Here is an 18,480-nt window from a genome sequence, read left to right on the forward strand (position 1 = left end):
CGGCGTCAGCGAGGCGCGGTGTGTTGTCGTACAGTTGTTCGTATGTCGAGCGGACCTCCTGGCTGGCCCGACCGGGTGCCGCCGGCCGGTGTGCCCGGTTGGGAGCAGGCAGCCGTGACCTGGCTGCTCGACCAGTGCCCGGCCGACTACCGGGGGTATGCCGCGTGGCGGCGCCACCCGGCCGCCCTGGCCTGGGTCGCCACCCGTCACCTGGAGGCCCAGCTGGCGGCGATGCGCGGCGCCTGGCGGGACGTGCGTCCCGAGCTGGGGCCGGTCCTGCCGCCCGGCTCGATCGGGGACGTGCTGGAGTCGCTGGCCCGCGAGGGGCTACGGCTGCGCGCCAACCACCGCGCGGCGGGGCTGCTGCTCGAAGCACTGCGGCTGCGGGCACCCATCCGTTAAGGTCACTCGGCATGGCAGCCTCCAACGCCTCCGACCCGCCTACGCCCACTACCCCGCTGCCGCGGCCCACGGGCTGGTCGGCCATCTCCAGACCAGTGTTCTTCCCCGCCTCCGCCGTCATCCTCGGGCTCCTCGTGCTGACCATCGTGCTGAGCTGGGCGGCTGGGGATGAGCTCGACCAGGCCACCGCCCAGGTCAACTCGGTCATCACCGACGGGGTTGGCTGGTGGTACGTCATCGCCGTCAACATCTTCTTGATCTTCACCATCTACTGCGCGGTCTCCCGGATCGGGCTGATCCGGCTGGGTCGGGACGACGAGGAGCCTGAGTTCGGGGTCCTGTCCTGGTTCCTCATGCTCTTCAGCGCGGGGATGGGGATCGGGCTGGTCTTCTTCAGTGTCGCCGAGCCGCTAAGCCACTACGTCATCCCGCCCGAGGCCTTCGGCGACGAGCCGGAGTCCCTGCAGGCCGCACAGGACTCGGTCGGGCTGATGATGCTGCAGTGGGGACTGCACCCGTGGGGCATCTACGCCGTGGTCGGCCTGGGCCTGGCCTACATGTCCTTCCGCCGGGGTCGCCCGCTCGCGATCCGGTGGCTGCTGGAGCCGCTGCTCGGGCGTCAGCGCGTGGAAGGGTGGATCGGGCACACGATCGACACCATCGCCATCGTGGGCACGCTCTTCGGCGTCGCCACCTCCTTCGGCTTCGGCGTCAGCCAGATCATCGGTGGCCTGGAGTTCCTCGGGTGGGCCCAGAGCTCTCCCTGGCTCATCATCGGGCTCATCGCCGGGATCACCGCCATCGCGGTGTGGTCGGTCGTCAGCGGAGTACACAAGGGCCTGAAGTGGTTGTCGAACTTCAACATGACCATCACGGCGTTGCTGGCGGTCGTGGTGTTCATCCTGGGTCCCACGGTCTTCCTGCTCAAGGCCTTCCCGCAGAACGTCGGCAACTATCTCGGTCAGCTGCCGACCGCCATGTGGCAGACCGGGCCGTTCACCACCGACGGCTGGGAAGCGGCCTGGCCGATCTTCTACTGGGGCTGGTGGACCAGCTGGGCCCCCTTCGTCGGGATGTTCATCGCCCGGATCTCCCGCGGGAGGACCATCCGCGAGTTCGTGCTGGGGGTCATCCTGGCGCCGACCATGACGAGCCTGATCTGGTTCACCATCTTCGGTGACTCCGCGATCCTCTTCCAGCGCGAGCAGGGCGGCCTGGCCATCGAGGACCCGACGACCGGGGAGATGACGGTCGACAGCACCACCACGTTGTTCGCCTTCTTCGAGTACCTCCCCGGCGGGATGGCCACCGTGCTCAGCGTCGTCGCCATGGTCGTCATCGTCTTCTTCTTCGTCACCTCCTCCGACTCCGGGTCGCTGGTCATCGACATGCTGGCCTCCGGGGGCAGCACGCAGACCCCCACCCTGACCAGGGTCTACTGGACAATTCTCGAGGGTGCGGTCGCCGCGGCCCTGCTGGTGGTCGGCGGCAGCGTGGCACTGACCGCGCTGCAGACCCTGTCGATCTCGACCGCGCTGCCCTTCTCACTCATCCTGGCCCTGGCCTGCCTGTCCCTGCTCCGGGCCTTCCGGCACGAGGTGGCGACGATGCCCCACTACATCGAGGTGCTGTCCCAGCCGCCGCGGGGTGGGGCCGCGGAGCAGCCCAGGCCCAGCACGGGCTGGCGACCGGGACGCCAGCTCGGCGGGGTGTCCGCGACACTGGCCGGCATGCGGCCCCCCGCGCCCCCGCCCGGGCAGCGCCCCGGGCAGGACTCGACCTCGATCCTGCACTACCGGCACCTGGGGACGGCTCCCCGCGTCGATGCCGAGACCGGCCAGGTGGACGTGCAGGTCGTGCAGGACCCCCTGGCCGGCGAGGTCTTCGAGACTGCGGAGTTCGCCGCCTCCCAGGAGTTCCTCGACCAGGGCGGGACACCGCCCGCGACGGAGCCGCCGGAGCCCGAGGCGGTGGCTGAGGATGGGCCTGAAGGCGGGGACGACGACGCTGACACGACTGATGGCCAGGCTTCTCGCAGGGAGCCCGACGTAGACTGACGGGGCTCAGCCGACGCCGCCCTACCACCGGAGGACGACCGTGCCCCTCATGCGGACCATCACCGGCCCGACAGATCTCAAGCGGTTGACCCCCCGTCAGGTAGGGATCCTCGCCCAAGAGATCCGGGACTACCTCATCGAGTCCGTCTCCCGCACCGGCGGCCACCTCGGTCCCAACCTGGGGGTGGTTGAGCTGACCATCGCGCTGCACCGCGTCTTCAACTCCCCACGCGACACGCTGCTCTTCGACACCGGGCACATCGCCTACGTGCACAAGCTGCTCACCGGCCGGCACGACTTCTCCACGCTGCGCCAGCAGGGGGGCCTCTCCGGCTACCCGAGCCGGACCGAGTCTGACCACGACGTCATCGAGAACAGCCACGCCTCTTCCTCGCTGTCCTGGGCGATCGGCATCGCCAAGGCCCGCGAATTGCAGGGGGAGACAGGGCGGCATACCGTGGCGGTCATCGGCGACGGTGCGCTCACCGGGGGCATGGTCTGGGAGGCGCTGAACAACATCGCCGAGAACAGAGATCTCCCGCTCATCATCGTCATCAACGACAACGAGCGCTCCTACGCCGCCACCCGAGGCGGCATGGCCGACTACCTCGCCTCGCTGCGGGCGACCCAGGAGTATGAGGAAGTGCTGTCCTGGGGCAAGCGTCAGCTCAAGCGCACCCCGCTGGTCGGCCGGCAGGTCTACGAGACCCTGCACGGGATGAAGAAGGGGCTGAAGGACATCGTCAGCCCCCAGGGGATGTTCGAGGACCTGGGGCTGAAGTATCTCGGCCCGGTGGACGGCCACGACGTGGACGCCATGGAGACCGCGTTGCGCCGCGCCCACGACTTCGGTGGCGTGGTGCTGGTGCACGCGATCACTGAGAAGGGCCACGGCTACGACCCTGCGACCCAGGACGAGGCGGACCGATTCCACGCCGTCGGCGTCATCAACCCTGAGACCGGACTGCCACTGGAGCTGTCCGGCCGGTCCTGGACCGATGAGGTCAGCGAGGAGATGGTCCGGCTGGGCAAGGAGCGCCCGGACATCGTGGCGATCACCGCGTCCATGCTCATCCCGGTGGGCCTGCAGCCGTTCGCCGAGCGCTTTCCCGACCGCGTCTTCGATGTCGGCATCGCCGAGCAGCATGCGGTCGCGATGGCGGCGGGCCTGTCCTACGCCGGACTGCACCCCGTCGTGTGCATCTACTCCACCTTCCTCAACCGCGCCTTCGACCAGCTCCTCATGGATTGCGCCCTCCACCGGCAGGGGGTCACCTTCGTCCTGGACCGGGCCGGCGTCACCGGCACCGACGGGGCTAGCCACAACGGCATGTGGGACCTCACCCTGCTCGGGATGGTGCCCGGCATCCACGTCGCCGCGCCCCGGGACGGCCAGCAGGTGGCGCGTGCCCTGCGCGAGGCGGTGGCGATCGAGGACGCGCCCTCGGTCCTGCGTTTCCCCAAGGGCACCGTCAGCGCCCCGATCGAGGCGGTTCGGCGGCACGGCACGGTGGACGTGCTGCGCGACGTCGAAGGGGCCGCGGACGCGGCCGACGGGCCGGTCGACCTGGTGCTCGTGGGCGCGGGGGCGATGGCCGTCACCGCCCTCGAGATCGCCGACAAGCTCTACGCCGAGGGTCGATCGGTGATGGTCGTGGACCCACGGTGGGTGCTGCCGGTGAGCGAGGACCTGGTCGAGCTGGCCCGGAACGCCCGGCACGTCGGCGTCGTGGAGGATGCCCTGGTCGGGGGCCTGGCCGGTCGGATCACCGAGGCCCTGGCGGCCGCGGACGTCCGGGTGCCCGTGCACGCCTACGGCATCCCGCACGAGTTCCTCGACCACGGGTCGCGAGGCCAGGTGCTGGACCGGGTGGGTCTGACCGCCGACCCGATCGCGACATCGCTGGCAGCCCAGCTGGCGTGACGCGGGTCGCGCTCGTCCTGAACCCGGCCCTGCCGCGGTCGGGCGCGGCGCGGGAGGCGGTGGCGGCGGCGTGCGCCGGGGCCGGCCTGGAGCAGCCCTTGCTCCTGCGGACCAGCGTCGCGCAGGTGGGCGCGGCCCAGGCGAGAAAGGCTCTGGCCGCCGGGGCCGACAGGATCCTCGTCGCGGGGGGAGACGGCACCGTCCGCGCCGTCGCAGGTGCCCTCCGCGCCCGGCAGGACGTCGTGCTGGGTGTCGTCCCGGTCGGCACGGCCAACCTGTTCGCACGAGGGCTTGGCTTGCCGACGCGGGACCTGGGGCGGGCTGCCCATCTCGCGGTGACCGGCCCCGCGCTGCCGGTCGACCTCGGGTGGGCCGAGCTGACGAACCACACGGGCGCGAGCACCGAGCACCCCTTCCTGGTCGTGGTCGGCCTGGGCCACGATGCGGACGCGGTGGCCGCGCTGCACCCGGCGCTGAAGCGGCGGCTGCGCTGGCTGGCCTACTTCGAGCCCGGGCTGCGCCGGCTTGCCCGTCCCGGTCGCCCCGTGACGTTCAGCCTGGACGGGGAGGTCGAGAGCACCGAGCAGCTGTGGAGCATCCTGGCCGTCAGCAGCGCCCGCCTGCCGGGGGGAGCCCGCCTCGTGCCCGGTGCCCGCCCCGACGACGGGCTGCTGCACGTGGTCCTTGTCGCGCCGCGGCGGCTCACCGACTGGGCCCGGGTCGCGCGCACCGGGCTCAGCGGAAGGCATACCCCTCACCCGGCCCTGCGCTACCGACAGGGTTGCCGGCTCACGGTGCGACCGAGCGAGCCGGCGCTGGTGCAGGTGGACGGAGACGTGATGGTCGATATCGTGAGGGCCCACATCGAGATCCGGCCGGGGGCGCTTCGCGTCGCCTGCCCGTGAGCTCCGGCCGACCGCCCGTGACCGACGACCCCTGTCGAGGAGACCCACCGTGCGTGCTATTGCCGCCCAGATCAGCCACCTATCGCGAGGCATCCTGACCCGCCCCCGGGACGGACGGCGGATCCTGGAGATGCTGCAGGAGGCGCCGAAAGGTTCGCTGGACGAGATCATCGCCACCGTCGACCTGCCCACCGTGCAGGCCTCGATGCGCCGCACCGCCTTCGGCCACCGTCCGCAGGTGGTCGACCTGCTGCTGCGGGAGCGGATCGAGGAGCTGTCGCTGGAGTCCGTCGCCGAGGTGATCGGGGCGATGCACAAGGGTCGGACCTCGCGGCACGCCCAGGAGGCCATCGTTGAGGCGCTGACCGCGCGGACGGGGCAGGAGTTCGACACCCTGAAGAACCTGCTCAACTCCACGGGTGACCACCACGACCTGGAGCACCTGGTCTTCGAGGACCTCGACGAGGACCTGGGGGAGCGGCTGCTGGAGCACATCGCCGAGCAGGCCGGCGACAACCACGGTTCCGACCTCCGGGTGCTCTCCGACATCGACGACACCGTCAAGTGCGTCATCCACGACCGTCGCTATCCCAAGGGGACGATCTACCCCGGCGTGGTCTCGCTGCTGACCAAGCTGGACAAGGGCGCCGCGGCCGAGCCGAACCGGCCGGGCGACCTCACCTTCGTCACCGCCCGGCCGGGTGGTCCGCAGGGTCTGATCGAGCAGTACACCAGGGGCAAGCTGTCCTACCTCGGGTTGCCGCCGCACTCGGTGATGGGCGGTTCCTTCCTCAACCTGCACACGAGGAACGCCATCGCCGAGCGCAAACTGCAGAACATGGACCGGGACCGTCGGCTCTTCCCCGAGGCGCGGATGGTCTTCGTCGGTGACAGCGGGCAGGCCGACGGGGACGTCGGCGCGCAGATGCACGAGCGGGACCCGGACCACATCGTGGGCACCCTGCTGCACAACGTCACCGAGCTGGACGAGGCGCGGCGGCAGGAGTGGGCGAACAAGGGGGTCCACGTCTTCGACACCTACGCCGGCGCGGCCGCCCACGCGGTGCGCCTCGGCCTCATCCGGGTCGACCAGGCCCGGGAGGTGGCCGAGGACGTCCGGGTCGGGCTTCGGGTGCTGCACCTGACCCCGGACCAACGCTCGCGGCTGCAGGACGACCTCGCTGCCGACGAGGAGCAGATCGAGGTGCTGGCCGCCGGCGCGAGGTCGTGACCAGGGCCGGGTTACAGCGCGGCTGCCACCGCCTCGGCGAAGAGCAGGTCGGCGTCCGCGGCACATCCGCGTGAGCTGAACCACCGGGAGACGTTGACGCAGTCCCGGTGCAGCAGCTCCGGCCCGCGCGGGTTGGACACCACGTCGACGACCTGCGGCAGGTCGATGGCGAGCACGACCTCGCCGTGCAGCAACAGGTTGTAGGCCGAGAGGTCACCGTGGGCCCAGCCGAGCTCGGCCAGGCCGAGCACGATGGCGCGCACCTGCCCCCAGCAGTGCGCGAGTAGCTCGCTGGACGGGCGGACCTGGGCCAGTCGGGGCGCCGCCTGACCGTCCGGGCTGCCGACGAACTCCATCATCAGCTCGCTGCCCTGCACCGAGACCGGGTAGGGCACCGCCACGCCCGCGGACCAGGCTGTGCGCAGGGCATCCCACTCCGCGGCGGACCAGCGCCCGGCCGCGACCTCGCGGCCATAGGAGGATCCGCGCTCCAAGGCTCGCTGGTCCCGGCTGCGCCGGACCCCACGCCCCTCAACGTAGACGCTGCTGCGGTGGAAGCTGCTGTGCTCGGCGCCGCGGTATCGCTTGACCGCGAGCAGGCAGGACTCCACCGGGCTGACGTGCTCGGCGGCCCGCTCGACCAGGAAGACGTCGGCCTCCTTGCCGGTCTTGAGCACGCCAAGCTCGGTGTCGACGGCGCCGGCGTCCACGACCAGCCAGGGGGGCACCGGGGCAGGTCCTCGGCTGCTGCGGTCGACGGCCCAGTAGGTCGTGGCGCGTCGGCCGTCCGTGGCTATCTCGGGCTGGTCGACGCGGACGTAGTCGAAGGTGAAGAAGGGGTCGATCTCACCCGTCGGCTGACGGGGGCCTGCAGTGGGCACGGGAACTCCTGGAGAGAAGGGTGGCGCTGGTCCGGGGACCGGGGACGCTGTCGGACATCTGCTCCTCCTTTCCTCTGGGCGCGGCCGCGCCGTGCCGGGTGCCCGGGTCAGGCCGGGCGTTGTCCCCCGATGGTGGGGGAGGTGGTTGCGCGGTCGCAAGGGATTTTCCGCTGCGCCCGCGCGCAGCGGCGACAGTCGACCCGGCCGTGTGGCGTGCCACGCGTGTGTCCTCGGCCGCGGCGCCGCAGCACCAGTCGAGAGGCTGGCGGGCTCGGATGCGCGGTCTGGTCACCGCTCGGACGGGCTAGGTGTGCGCGGCCCGCTCATCCTCGGGGATCTCATGCTCCAGCGGAGTCATGGTGACCTTGGCGATGACGGCGAAGGCGGCGAGCCCGGCGATGGAGGTGAGCAGCCCGAGGACGCCGTGGCCGGTCAGGGCGTACACGACATACCCGAGGAGGGCCATGGCGCCACTGACCAGGGCGTACGGCAGCTGGGTGGTGACGTGGGTGATGACGTTGGCGCCGGAGCCGGTGCTGGACAGGATCGTGGTGTCGCTGATCGGTGAGCAGTGGTCGCCGAGGACCGCTCCGGCCAGCACCGCGCCGAACGAGGCCAGCAGCAGCTCGTCGCCACCCTGCACGTTGGCCATGATCTGGCCGGCGATCGGCAGCAGCAGGCCGAACGAACCCCAGGAGGTCCCGGTGGAGAAGGCCATCGCGCCGGCGATGAGGAACATGAGGGGGATGAGCCAGGTGGGCCCGATCGCGGCGGCCTCGACCAGGCTGCCGAGATACTTACCGGTGCCGAGCTGGTCGATCAGGTCACCGAGCATCCAGGCGAGCAGCAGGATGGAGACCGCCGGGAGCATCGACTTGATGCCCTCCCAGAAGCCCTGGCTCAGGGTGCCAAGGCTGAAGCGGGGGTCGGCGCCGGTGTAGCGCAGGTAGTAGTAGAGCGCCGCGACGAGCCCGAGCCCGCCGCCCCACAGCAGCGCGGTGCTCACGTCGGTGTCAGCCAGGATCTCCAGCACCTCCAGGGTCCCGGACTCCCGCCACCCGGTCCAGACGATCCCGCCGATCACCCCCGCGACGAGCAGCGCGAACGGGATGACCAGCGCCCGCTTGGCGCCCGGGTGATGCACCGGCAGGTTCTCGGACAGCTCCCCGGGGATGGTCTCCTTCGGGTTGTAGGTGCGGCCCTCGGCAATCGCGCGACGCTCCTCGACGCGCATCGGGCCGATCTCGATGTGCAGCAGCACCGTCGCCCACACCATGAGCACCGCCACGATCGCGTAGTAGTTCATCGCGGCCGCGCCGAGGAAGGCCATCACGTGGCTGTGCGTCAGCGTGGAGGCCGCGAGCAGCGGGGCCATGATTCCGATGATCGTGGCGCCCCAGCTGGAGAACGGCGCGAGGACCGCGACGGGGGCCGAGGTCGAGTCGACGATGTAGGCCAGCTTGGCTCGCGAGACGTGGTGCTTGTCGGTGACCGGACGCGAGACCTGACCCACCGCGAGGGCGTTGAAGTAGTCGTCGATGAACATGACGACGCCCAGGACCGCCGGGAGCACCTTGGCCCCGCGCCGGGTCCGGATCCGTCGCACCGCCCAGTCCGAGAAGGCCTGGGTGCCGCCGGACATCATGATGAACGCGGCGATGATGCCCAGGAGGAGGGTAAAGATGAGGATGTAGACGTAGAAGGTGTTGAGCGCGCCGTCCTCCCAGAAGATGACGGCGAACGCGTCCCAGACCAGCCGCAGCGTCTCCAGGGGGTTCCACCCCGCGACCAGCAGGGCGCTGACGACAACGCCGGTCCCCAGGCTGATCAGCACCCGCCGGGTGAGCAGCGCCAACCCGATGGCCAGCACCGGCGGCAGGATCGTCAGCAGTGGATAGTCGTCGACCATGGGCAGCTCCTCCGTGGCGGGGTGGCGACCAGACTAGTGGCCCGCACCCGTCCGCGGACGGGAACGGCCCGCCCGGAATGTCCCGGTCGGGCCGTCTCGCTCAGCTCAGGTCAGCGCAGCCAGCTGTCGCCGACGATGCGACTCCACCACTTGCCCAGGCCGAGGGTGTCCCCGGCACGGGTGGCGGCCACGGTGATCATCGCAGCGGCCTCCAGCCAGTGGGACGTGGTGATCGGGTTGCTCTGACCCTCCTGGCCGAAGGGGAAGCTCGCCAGGTACATCATGAACACCAGCGCGGTCCCGGCGATGGCGGCGATCTTGACGCCCGCGCCGGTGATCATCGCCATGCCGATGCCCAGCAGACCGGCCATGAAGATCCAGTCGAAGAAGGGCGCTGCACCGGCCATCGACTGGAAGATGCCACCGAAGACGCCGCCAGCGTTGTCCAGGAAGCCGAAGGTTGGGCTGCCACCGTTGATCCATGCGCGCTCCCCCGGCGTGGAGTAACCCAGGCCGAAGAGCTTGTCGAAGAACGCCCAGAGGAAGATCCAGCCGACGACGATGCGCAGGAAGGCCAACGCCCCGCGGGCGAAGGAGCTGCGCACGAGGTCGGTCTGCATGGTCACATGTCCGTCCCGGGCGTCCACACCCCGGTCGGTCGAACGGGGGGAAGTCGAACGGGGGGAAGCGGTTCGCTCGCTCATGGTCGGACCTCTCGAGTGTGCAGCGGATGACAACTACTACTTTACGTAGTGGGAGGCGTTCAGGCAAGTCTCAGGCTGGGGAGTTGGTGCTCCGATAGCGGGATGACAGGCTGGCCGGGTGGCTATCGACACGCAGAGCATGCTGACCCTGCTGCAGGAGGTGGCCGCCGAGGTCATCGACCCGCGGTTTCGTGCGCTGGAGGAGGGCCAGATCTCCAGCAAGTCTCACCCCCAAGACCTGGTGACGGTGGCCGACCAGGAGGCCGAGGTGCTCATCACCCGGGCGTTGCGCGCGGCCTACCCGCAGGCGCTGGTGCTGGGGGAGGAGGCGTCCGCGCAGGACCCCGGGCTGCTGGCCGCCTTCCGGAGCGCTGCCGCCGATCACGCCTTCACCGTCGACCCGGTCGACGGCACCCGCAACTTTGTGCACGGCTCGGCCGACCATGCCGTCATGGTGGGCGAGGTGCGCGGCGGACTGGCAGTCCGCACCTGGATCTGGCAGCCGCAGCACGGCGTGGCGTATGTGGCCGAGCGGGGGGCAGGGGCGTGGCGCGACGACCGGCGGCTGCCGCAGCTGGAGGTGGAGGCGGATCCGGTGGGATGGCGCGTGCGAACCTCCGACCCGCGCCAGGTCGGACGCGCGCTGGGTCCTACCCCGCCGATGAAGCTGACCTGGATCAGCTGCGGTATCGACTACCCCAAGCTGGCCGAGGGCGTCTGCGACGCCGTGGTCTACCGCGGCACCCGGCCCTGGGACCACGTGCCCGGCTCTCTCATCCTGGCCGAGGTGGGTGGGGCCGTCGGCGACACCCGTGGCCACGCGTACTCCCCCGTGCGCGAGCACCCCGACCTGATCGCCGCCGCCTCACCGACCGTGCTGGACGTCCTGAGCGCGGCCGGCTGAGCGGCTGCCCGGGTGGTGGCGGGTCGCGGTGGCGCTACCTGCTGTCCTGATCGGGCGCAGGTCGTCGCCGGTCCAGCGCCTCGCGCAGGGCCAGTTCGCGCGCCAGCGTGGTGATCTGCAGGTCCGTCTGGCGGCTACGGCGGTAGGCGGCCGCCACATACCCGAAGAAGAACACCACCAGGCCGTAGAGGAGCAGGTCCGCGCCGCGTCCCACCCCAAGGACCTGGGCGATCCGGGTCAGCAGGCCAGGGAAGATGATCGCCAGGACGGCCACCACCAGGAAGCCGGCCAGCATGAGTCGACGGACGGCCTGGTGCCGCGCCCCGGCGGTGGAGCGGGTGAGCATCACCGTGATGCCCACGATCGCGAGCAACAGCAGCACCTTGATCAGCGGCTGGTCCAGCATAGGGTCACCTCACTTCAGGATCGAGTCGACCAGGATGTTGACGGAGTTAATGAGCGACTGGCCCTTGGACCTGCTGTAGTCGGTGTAAAGCACGTGCACCGGGTGCTCGGCCCAGGGCAGACCGGTGCGGCCGAGCTGCAGCACGATCTCGGTGGCGTGCGCCATCCGGTTCTGCCGCAGGTCCAGGGCCAGGGCGGCGTCCCGGCGCAGCACCCGCAGGCCGTTGTGGGCGTCGCTCAGCTTCATCCCGGTCTGCTGGTTCGTCAGCCAGACCGCGGCCTTGAGCACGATCTTCTTCAGCAGGCCCGGGCGGGTCCGGTCGTCGAGGAAGCGGGAGCCGAAGACCGCGCCAAGGTGCCCCTCGCGCGCCTTGGCCACCATCGCGGCTGCGTCCTGCACCCGGTGCTGGCCGTCCGCGTCGAAGGTGACCAGGTAGGCCGCCTGCGTCGGTTCGGTCGCCCGCAGCACGTAGTCGATGCCGGTCTGCAGGGCCGCCCCCTGGCCCAGGTTGATCGGGTGGCGGACCACCGTGACCCCGACCTCTCGCGCGATCTGCGCCGAGCGGTCAGCGGAGGCGTCGTCGACGACCACGATGTGCGGGAAGACCTCCAGCGCCTCGTGCAGCACGCCCGCGAGCACCTGCTCCTCCTCGAAGACGGGGATGACCAGCCAGGCATCCTCGATGGGGGGCGTTAGGCTCATGGCGTGCATTCTCCCGCATCCCGCATTGTCGACTCCGCAGACGTCTCGCCCGACGCCCAGATCGGCGACGGCAGCTCAGTCTGGCACCTCGCCCAGGTCCGTGAGGGCGCCGTCGTGGGCGCCGGGTGCGTCATCGGCCGCGGCGCCTACATCGGCACCGGTGTCCAGCTCGGTGACCACTGCAAGGTGCAGAACTACGCGCTGGTCTACGAACCGGCGCGGCTGGGCCGGGGCGTGTTCATCGGCCCGGCGGCCGTGCTGACCAACGACACCTTCCCCCGGGCGGTGAACGCCGACGGCACGCTCAAGAGCGCCGACGACTGGCAGCCGGTCGGGGTGACCATCGGGGACGGCGCCTCGATCGGGGCCCGGGCGGTCTGCGTCGCCCCGGTGACGATCGGCGAGTGGGCCACCGTCGCCGCCGGCGCCGTCGTCACCAAGGACGTGCCTGCCCACGCCCTGGTCGCTGGCGTGCCCGCACGCCGGATCGCCTGGGTCGGACACGCCGGCCGTCCCCTCGACGCGACCGGCACGCCGGGCGAGTGGCGCTGCCCGGCCGACGGCGCCACCTACCGCGAGCGCAACGGGTCGCTGGCCCGGGTGGACGAGGAGACCGGGCGATGAGTGAGCTGTCGATGATTCCTGCTGCGAGGCCTGTGATTGGTGAGGAGGAGCGGGTGGCGGTGGATCGGGTGTTGCGTTCGGGGATGGTGGCGCAGGGGCCGGAGGTGGCGGCGTTTGAGGTGGAGTTCGCGGCCGAGTTGGTGGGTGGGCGGACGTGTGTGGCGGTGAACTCGGGGACCTCGGGGTTGCATTTGGGGTTGTTGGCGGCGGGGGTGGGGCCGGGGGATGAGGTGATTGTGCCGTCCTTCACGTTCGCGGCGACGGCGAACTCGGTGGCGTTGACGGGCGCGACGCCGGTGTTTGCGGATATCAGTGCGGACACGTTCAACCTGGATCCGGTGTCGGTGGCTGCGGCGGTGAGTGAGCGGACGGTGGCGGTGATGCCGGTGCACCTGTATGGGCATCCGGCGGACATGGATGGCCTGGCGCAGGTGGCGCAGGAGCATGGTCTGGCGGTGTTTGAGGACGCGGCGCAGGCGCATGGTGCGACGTGTGGTGGGCGTCCGGTGGGTAGTTTTGGTGCGTTTGGGATGTTCAGCTTGTATCCGACGAAGAACATGACCTCGGGTGAGGGTGGGATGGTCTCGTGCGCGGATGAGGAGATCGCGCGGGGGGTGCGGTTGTTGCGTAACCAGGGGATGGAGGCGCAGTACGCGAACGAGGTGGTGGGGTTGAACAATCGGATGACGGATATTCATGCGGCGATCGGGCGGGTGCAGCTGGGCAAGGTGGGGGCGTGGACGGCGCAGCGGCGGGCGAACGCGGCGTTCTTGGATGAGCACCTGGGCCAGGTGGCGGGGGTGGTGACGCCGGCGGTGCGGGAAGGGTGCACGCACGTGTATCACCAGTACACGATCCGGGTTGATGGTGCCTCGGGTGCGCAGCGGGATGAGGTGGTGGCTGCGTTGCGGGCCGAGCACAAGGTGGGGTGTGGGGTGTACTACCCGACGCCGAACCATGAGCTGGTGTCGTTGGCGCGGTTCGCGCCGGCTTGGGAGTTGCCGGTCACGGCGCGGGCGGCGGCTGAGGTGATCAGCCTGCCGGTGCATCCCTCGTTGAGCGAGGGTGACCTTGAGCGGGTCGTGGAGGCTGTGGCTGCTGTGGTGGGGGCGGGCGCGTGAGTTTCGTGGTGCAGGGTCGGCCGATCCGGATGGGGCTGATCGGGTTGGGGTCGATGGGTCGGCATCATGCGCGGGTGATCCGTGAGGTGGAGGGGATGGAGTTGGTGGCGGTGGCTGACCCGGTGGGGGATCGGCATGGGGTGGCTGGGGGGTTGGAGGTGTTGGCGGATGTGGAGGCGTTGATCGGGGCGGGGATTGATGCGGCGATGGTGGCGGTGCCGACGTATCTGCATGAGGAGGTGGCGTTGGCGTTGGCGGGTGCGGGGGTGCACGCGTTGGTGGAGAAGCCGATCGCGGCGACGGCTGAGTCGGGTGAGCGGGTGGCGGCGGCGTTCGCGGCGGCGGGGTTGTTGGGGGCGGTGGGGTATGTGGAGCGGTGCAACCCGGCGTTGTTGGAGATGCGGGCCCGGATCGAGGGTGGTGAGTTGGGGGAGGTGTTCCAGATCACGACCTCGCGGCAGGGGCCGTTCCCCTCGCGGATCGCGGACGTGGGGGTGGTCAAGGACCTGGCTACGCATGATGTGGATCTGACGGCGTGGATCGCGCAGTCGCGGTATGCGATGGTCGCTGGGCAGATCGCGCACCGTACGGGCCGGGAGCATGAGGACATGGTGGTGGTGACCGGGCGGTTGGAGAACGAGATCATCGTCTCGCACACGGTGAACTGGCTCTCGCCGCGTAAGGTCCGTGAGACGGTCGCGACGGGGGAGAAGGGCGCGTTCATCGCGAACACGCTCACCGGGGACCTGACGTTCGTGGCCAACGGGGACGTGCGCAGTGAGTGGGAGCGTTCTAGCCACTTCCGGGGCGTGTCCGAGGGTGACTCGATCCGCTACGCCCTGGCCCGGCGTGAGCCGTTGCGGGTGGAGCAGGAGAACTTCCGCGACGCCCTGTGGGGACGCCCGGCCCAGATCGTCTCAATGGAGGAAGGCGTACACACCCTGCACGTCGTCGAAGCCATCCTCGAGTCCGCCGCGGCTGGGCGCACCATCGCCCTGTGAGGGTGCGGGGTATGTCGTGAGGGGCGCGCGCCGCCGTCGCGTCGTGCTGGCGACCCGGATCTTCGCTCCCGAGGCTGCGGCCGCTACCTTCCGGCTGGGGGCGCTGGTCCGCGCGCTGGCCGGGCACGCGGAGGTTCGGGTGCTGACCACCATGGCGCCACCGCACCTGCGGGGACCGCAGACGCAGGACGACGGCCCGGTGCGCGTGTCCCGGTGGCCGGTGCTGCGGGACGCGACCGGCTACGTGCGTGGCTACCTGCCCTACCTCTCCTTCGACCTGCCTCTGGCCCTGCGGCTGCTCACCGGGCCGCGCCCCGACGTTGTCGTGGTCGAGCCGCCGCCGACGACCGGCGCGGTGACCCGGACCGCGCTGGCCCTGCGTGCCCTCCCGGGGCGGCTCGCCGGTCATCCGCGGATCCCCTATGTCTACTACGCCGCCGACGTCTGGTCCGACGCCACCGCTTCGATGGGTGCGCCGGCCATCGTGGTGGCGGCGATGCGCGCGGTCGAGAGCTACGCCCTGCGCGGCGCCAGGGACGTCATCGCGGTCTCCGACGGGGTTGCCGACCGCGTCCGGTCCCTGCTCGGGGGCACCACTCGGGTCGGGGTCAGCGTGGTCCCCAACGGGATCGATACCGATGTCTTCACCTCCGACGGGGAGCGGCACCCGCAGGCCCCAGAGACGCCATACCTGGTGTATGCGGGCACCGCCTCGGAGTGGCAGGGCGCCGAGGTCTTCGCCGAAGCGATGCGCGAGGTGGTGGCGGCCGAGCCCACAGCCCGGTTGGTCTTCCTGGGCCAGGGTTCGAGCTGGCCCCTGCTCCAGCGGTTGCGTGCCGAGCTGCCGGACGGCGCGATCGAGCTGCGGCCGCTCGTGCCGCCGGCCGAGGCCGCCGCGTGGCTGCGGGGAGCTGCTGTGGCCCTGGTCAGCGTCCGGCCGGGGGTCGGCTACGACTTCGCCTACCCGACCAAGGTCATCGCCGCGCTGGCCACCGGTGCCCCGGTTGTTTTCGCCGGTCCCGGCCCGGCGGCCGCCGACGTGCGGGCATACGGGCTGGGGGACGCGGTGGACCACGACGTCCCGGCGGTGGCGGCGGCGATGCTGGCGGCCGTGCGGAGCGCGGCGCCGGGGGCCGGTCGCTGGTCGCTGCGGGAGCGGGAGCGGCGTGTCGCCTGGGTGCGGCAGCACCGCAGCCTCAGCGCGACCGGTGAGGCCGCCGCGGCCGTGGTGCTGGACGCAGCCGCTGAACCCGGGTCACCGCTCCCAAAGTTGCCAGAAGTGGTGCACCGGCCCCGGCCCCTGGCCCACGGATAGCTCGTGGCCGTGCTCTAGGGCACCGACGAGCCAGGAGCGGGCGTCGGTGACGGCCTCCAGCCAGCTGTCCCGACGCGGCCGCAGGGCGGTGATGGCGGAGGACAACGAGCACCCTGTCCCGTGGGTGTGCGGGGTCGCGACCCGCGGCCCGCCCAGCTCGTGGGCCCCGAGGGTGTCGACCAGCAGGTCCAGGACGTGCTCGCCCGAGGCGTGGCCTCCCTTGAGCAACACCCGCGGGCAGCCCAGGTCCAGGAGTGCGCGGGCCTCGTCCATCATCTGGGCCGGGCCCTCGGCCATGTCCTGCGGGTCCCGTCCCAGGAGCACGGCGGCCTCGGGCAGGTTGGGCGTGATGAGGTCGGCGTGGCTGGCCAGTGCGCGGAGCTCCTCCACGGCGTCCTCGTCCAGCAACCGGGACCCGGCGGTGGAGACCATGACGGGGTCGAGGACCAGGTTGGGCAGGAGGCCCTCCTGCGCCAGCTCGTGCACGGCCCGGACCACGTCGGCGCTGCCGAGCATCCCGACCTTGACCGCTGCGAGCGTGACGTCGGCGACCAGTGTCTCGACCTGCTCCCGGATGAACCGTGGGGGCACGGCGTGCACGCCGGTCACGCCCTGGGTGCTCTGGGCGGTGAGCGCGGTCAGGACGGCGCAGCCGTGGGCACCTAGGGCGCCGAAGGTCTTCAGGTCGGCCTGGATGCCGGCCCCGCCGGAGGGGTCGGACCCGGCGACGGACAGGACGTTGGGCACGCGGCCCGGCTCGGTGCTCACGAGGGGACCGGGTGCGCGTCCCAGAGGCTGCGCAGCTCGCGGGACGCGGTCTCGGGGTCCGGCGCGGCGCAGACCGCGCTCACGACGGCGATGCCGCCCAGCGCGCTGCCCCGCAGTCGGCCGGCGACGGCGATGTCGATCCCGCCGATCGCCACCGATGGCAGGGCCGCCGCGGCGGCGAGGTCGGCGAGACTGCATACCTTGTCAGGACCCAGGGGGGCGGCATGGTCCGGCTTGGTCGCGGTGGCCCGGACTGGACCGAGCCCGAGGTAGTCCACCGTCCCCGGCGGCAGGGCCGCCGCGGCCCGCACCTCCTCGGCCGTGGTGCAGGACAGGCCGAGGTAGGCGCTGCCGCCCAGCTGCTCGCGGGCCGCGAGCGGGTCGAGGTCGTCCTGGCCCACGTGCGCCCCGTCGGCGCCGATCTCGCCGACCAGGTGCACCCGATCGTTGATGATGAGCGGGACCCCGCTGTCCCGCAGGCAGACCTGCACCATTCGGCCCAGCGCGACGAACTCGTCGTCGCTGGCGTCCGGGTCACGCAGCTGGACCACGGTCGCCCCTCCGGCGACCGCGGCCCGGATCGTGGAGATCAGCCCGTGCGGTGCGGTCATCACGGTGTCGGTGACTAGGTACAGACGCAGGTCGAGCGGCCGCGGGGCGGGGCGGGACTGCACGCCGAGCGTCATCGCAGCTCGACCCTTGCGGCGAGGTCCGTCGGCGCCAGGAGCGATAGCTCGTCCAGCAACGCTGCGGCGAAGGTCCCCGGGCCTGCGGTGCTCTCGGCAGCGGTCTCCGCGGCCAGGGTGAGCGCCGCGGTCGCGGTGGCCGCGCCCACCAGCGGGCTGGGCGCGACGGGCGTGCAGGCTGCCATGAGAGCGCCCAGGGCGCAGCCCATCCCGGTCACCCGGGTCATCCACGGGTGCCCGTGGGCGAGGCGCAGCAAGGACTGCCCGTCGGTGAGGTGGTCCGTCGGCCCGCTCACGGCCACCGTGGTGCCGAGCTCGGTGGCCAGGTCCCGCGCGGCGGTCACGGCATCCTCCACGGCGTCGGTGCTGTCCACACCTCGCCCGCCCCCGGCGCCGGTCAGCCCGAGGATCTCCGAGGCGTTGCCGCGGACCACCGCCGGAGGGGCCAGGCCGACCAGGTCGCGGGCGACCTGCGTGCGCCACGGCAGGCCGCCAGCGCCGACGGGGTCCAGCACCCAAGGGGTGCCTGCCTTGGCCGCTCCGCGGACGGCGGCGCGCATGGCCGTGACGGTGTCGTCGTAGGGGGTGCCCAGGTTCACCGCGACACCGGCCGCGACGCCGGCAAACTCCTCTGCCTCGTGCGTGTTGTCCACCATCGCCACCGAGGCGCCGGCGGCGAGCAGGACATTGGCCACGAACGGTGCGGCGACGATGTTGGTGAGGCACTGTGTGAGGGGTGACTGATCCCGCACTGCCTCCCAGCAGTCGGCCAGCTCCCCGGCGGTGGCGGTGACGGCAGCGAGCGCCATGGCGCGGTCGGTCATCAGGACGTTCCCTTCGCTAGTGCGAGCTAGATCAGGTTCGACGGGTCTGTTCTCAGCCATCCGGTGGATGGCACCCCGCGTCACCACCGACGATAACGGCTCCCACGGACACCTGC

18 protein-coding genes and 1 riboswitch are annotated in these 18,480 nt (G+C 71.1%); of the genes, 10 read left to right on the plus strand and 8 right to left on the minus strand.

All coding sequences use genetic code 11. From position 1 onward, the window contains the following. The first annotated feature begins 42 nt into the window (after window positions 1-42). Genes FY030_RS06100 through FY030_RS06120 form a run of 5 tightly spaced genes read left to right on the plus strand, consistent with a single transcriptional unit; the run spans window position 43 to window position 6,519 of the window. A complete protein-coding gene (locus FY030_RS06100) occupies window positions 43-402 on the plus strand; it encodes a hypothetical protein (RefSeq protein ID WP_158060729.1) in 360 nt (119 codons plus the stop codon). 11 nt (window positions 403-413) lie between these two features. Beyond that, window positions 414-2,459, plus strand: coding sequence for a BCCT family transporter (locus FY030_RS06105; RefSeq protein ID WP_158060730.1), 2,046 nt, complete (start codon window positions 414-416; stop codon window positions 2,457-2,459). A 40-nt stretch (window positions 2,460-2,499) separates the two neighbouring features. Then, window positions 2,500-4,383 (plus strand): 1-deoxy-D-xylulose-5-phosphate synthase, encoded by a 1,884-nt coding sequence (dxs, locus tag FY030_RS06110; protein ID WP_158060731.1) that lies wholly within the window; start codon window positions 2,500-2,502, stop codon window positions 4,381-4,383. After that, the gene (locus FY030_RS06115) at window positions 4,380-5,288 is read left to right on the plus strand and encodes a diacylglycerol/lipid kinase family protein (RefSeq protein WP_192498745.1); all 909 of its coding nucleotides are present in this window, start codon (window positions 4,380-4,382) and stop codon (window positions 5,286-5,288) included. The genes dxs and FY030_RS06115 overlap by 4 nt, the downstream gene beginning before the upstream one ends. Window positions 5,289-5,337: 49 nt before the next feature. Next, the gene (locus FY030_RS06120) at window positions 5,338-6,519 is read left to right on the plus strand and encodes a phosphatase domain-containing protein (protein ID WP_158060733.1); all 1,182 of its coding nucleotides are present in this window, start codon (window positions 5,338-5,340) and stop codon (window positions 6,517-6,519) included. Window positions 6,520-6,530: 11 nt separating this feature from the next. On the opposite strand, the gene FY030_RS06125 is transcribed toward FY030_RS06120, so the two are convergent. The 3 genes from FY030_RS06125 to FY030_RS06135 all read right to left on the minus strand — a co-directional run bounded on the left by FY030_RS06125 (window position 6,531) and on the right by FY030_RS06135 (window position 10,013). Next, complete coding sequence (locus FY030_RS06125; protein WP_158060734.1) at window positions 6,531-7,400, minus strand: serine protein kinase RIO; 870 nt, start codon at window positions 7,398-7,400, stop codon at window positions 6,531-6,533. A 304-nt stretch (window positions 7,401-7,704) separates the two neighbouring features. Continuing rightward, window positions 7,705-9,309, minus strand: a complete 1,605-nt coding sequence (locus FY030_RS06130; RefSeq protein WP_158060735.1) for a Na+/H+ antiporter NhaC family protein — start codon at window positions 9,307-9,309, stop codon at window positions 7,705-7,707. Window positions 9,310-9,419: 110 nt separating this feature from the next. Further along, window positions 9,420-10,013 carry a DoxX family protein gene (locus FY030_RS06135; RefSeq protein WP_238348583.1) on the minus strand — a complete coding sequence of 198 codons (594 nt, stop codon included), beginning with the start codon at window positions 10,011-10,013 and terminating at the stop codon, window positions 9,420-9,422. Window positions 10,014-10,131: 118 nt separating this feature from the next. On the opposite strand from FY030_RS06135, the gene FY030_RS06140 reads away from it, so the two are divergent. Beyond that, window positions 10,132-10,917: an inositol monophosphatase family protein gene (locus FY030_RS06140; protein WP_238348584.1), complete on the plus strand. Its 786-nt coding sequence runs from the start codon at window positions 10,132-10,134 to the stop codon at window positions 10,915-10,917. A 34-nt stretch (window positions 10,918-10,951) separates the two neighbouring features. Here the strand turns inward: FY030_RS06140 and FY030_RS06145 are convergent, their stop codons facing one another. Both FY030_RS06145 and FY030_RS06150 read right to left on the minus strand, forming a co-directional pair. Beyond that, complete coding sequence (locus FY030_RS06145; RefSeq protein ID WP_158060736.1) at window positions 10,952-11,323, minus strand: DUF2304 domain-containing protein; 372 nt, start codon at window positions 11,321-11,323, stop codon at window positions 10,952-10,954. 9 nt (window positions 11,324-11,332) lie between these two features. Continuing rightward, a complete protein-coding gene (locus FY030_RS06150; RefSeq protein WP_238348585.1) occupies window positions 11,333-12,025 on the minus strand; it encodes a glycosyltransferase family 2 protein in 693 nt (230 codons plus the stop codon). A 3-nt stretch (window positions 12,026-12,028) separates the two neighbouring features. On the opposite strand from FY030_RS06150, the gene FY030_RS06155 reads away from it, so the two are divergent. The 4 genes from FY030_RS06155 to FY030_RS06170 are packed head-to-tail and all read left to right on the plus strand — an operon-like array spanning window position 12,029 to window position 16,086. Continuing rightward, window positions 12,029-12,649, plus strand: a complete 621-nt coding sequence (locus FY030_RS06155; protein WP_158060738.1) for an acyltransferase — start codon at window positions 12,029-12,031, stop codon at window positions 12,647-12,649. Further along, window positions 12,646-13,770 carry a DegT/DnrJ/EryC1/StrS family aminotransferase gene (locus FY030_RS06160; RefSeq protein WP_158060739.1) on the plus strand — a complete coding sequence of 375 codons (1,125 nt, stop codon included), beginning with the start codon at window positions 12,646-12,648 and terminating at the stop codon, window positions 13,768-13,770. The genes FY030_RS06155 and FY030_RS06160 overlap by 4 nt, the downstream gene beginning before the upstream one ends. A 29-nt stretch (window positions 13,771-13,799) precedes the next feature. Then, complete coding sequence (locus FY030_RS06165; RefSeq protein ID WP_158062678.1) at window positions 13,800-14,771, plus strand: Gfo/Idh/MocA family protein; 972 nt, start codon at window positions 13,800-13,802, stop codon at window positions 14,769-14,771. Between the two features lie 16 nt (window positions 14,772-14,787). Further along, window positions 14,788-16,086: a glycosyltransferase gene (locus tag FY030_RS06170; protein ID WP_158060740.1), complete on the plus strand. Its 1,299-nt coding sequence runs from the start codon at window positions 14,788-14,790 to the stop codon at window positions 16,084-16,086. Here the strand turns inward: FY030_RS06170 and thiD are convergent. The 3 genes from thiD to thiM form a co-directional block, all read right to left on the minus strand. Next, window positions 16,027-16,854: a bifunctional hydroxymethylpyrimidine kinase/phosphomethylpyrimidine kinase gene (gene thiD / locus FY030_RS06175; protein ID WP_158060741.1), complete on the minus strand. Its 828-nt coding sequence runs from the start codon at window positions 16,852-16,854 to the stop codon at window positions 16,027-16,029. The genes FY030_RS06170 and thiD overlap by 60 nt on opposite strands. Further along, entirely contained in the window at window positions 16,851-17,540 is a 690-nt protein-coding gene (gene thiE / locus FY030_RS06180; RefSeq protein WP_158060742.1) for a thiamine phosphate synthase, read from the minus strand. The genes thiD and thiE overlap by 4 nt, the downstream gene beginning before the upstream one ends. Then, the gene (gene thiM, locus FY030_RS06185) at window positions 17,537-18,364 is read right to left on the minus strand and encodes a hydroxyethylthiazole kinase (protein WP_158060743.1); all 828 of its coding nucleotides are present in this window, start codon (window positions 18,362-18,364) and stop codon (window positions 17,537-17,539) included. The genes thiE and thiM overlap by 4 nt, the downstream gene beginning before the upstream one ends. Next, a riboswitch (TPP riboswitch) is annotated at window positions 18,355-18,452 on the minus strand. It overlaps the preceding gene by 10 nt. Window positions 18,453-18,480 lie beyond the last annotated feature (28 nt).

Source organism: Ornithinimicrobium pratense (genome assembly GCF_008843165.1).
GTDB lineage: Bacteria > Actinomycetota > Actinomycetes > Actinomycetales > Dermatophilaceae > Ornithinicoccus > Ornithinicoccus pratensis.

Excerpts from the sequence above, each read along its gene's own strand:
- FY030_RS06100 (WP_158060729.1), top strand. The coding sequence starts at position 43 with ATGTCGAGCGGACCTCCTGGCTGGCCCGACCGGGTGCCGCCGGCCGGT.
- FY030_RS06105 (WP_158060730.1), top strand. The coding sequence starts at position 414 with ATGGCAGCCTCCAACGCCTCCGACCCGCCTACGCCCACTACCCCGCTG.
- FY030_RS06130 (WP_158060735.1), bottom strand. The coding sequence starts at position 9,309 with ATGGTCGACGACTATCCACTGCTGACGATCCTGCCGCCGGTGCTGGCC.
- FY030_RS06135 (WP_238348583.1), bottom strand. The coding sequence starts at position 10,013 with ATGAGCGAGCGAACCGCTTCCCCCCGTTCGACTTCCCCCCGTTCGACC.
- FY030_RS06145 (WP_158060736.1), bottom strand. The coding sequence starts at position 11,323 with ATGCTGGACCAGCCGCTGATCAAGGTGCTGCTGTTGCTCGCGATCGTG.
- FY030_RS06150 (WP_238348585.1), bottom strand. The coding sequence starts at position 12,025 with ATGAGCCTAACGCCCCCCATCGAGGATGCCTGGCTGGTCATCCCCGTC.
- FY030_RS06160 (WP_158060739.1), top strand. The coding sequence starts at position 12,646 with ATGAGTGAGCTGTCGATGATTCCTGCTGCGAGGCCTGTGATTGGTGAG.
- FY030_RS06165 (WP_158062678.1), top strand. The coding sequence starts at position 13,800 with ATGGGGCTGATCGGGTTGGGGTCGATGGGTCGGCATCATGCGCGGGTG.
- thiE (WP_158060742.1), bottom strand. The coding sequence starts at position 17,540 with ATGACGCTCGGCGTGCAGTCCCGCCCCGCCCCGCGGCCGCTCGACCTG.
- thiM (WP_158060743.1), bottom strand. The coding sequence starts at position 18,364 with ATGACCGACCGCGCCATGGCGCTCGCTGCCGTCACCGCCACCGCCGGG.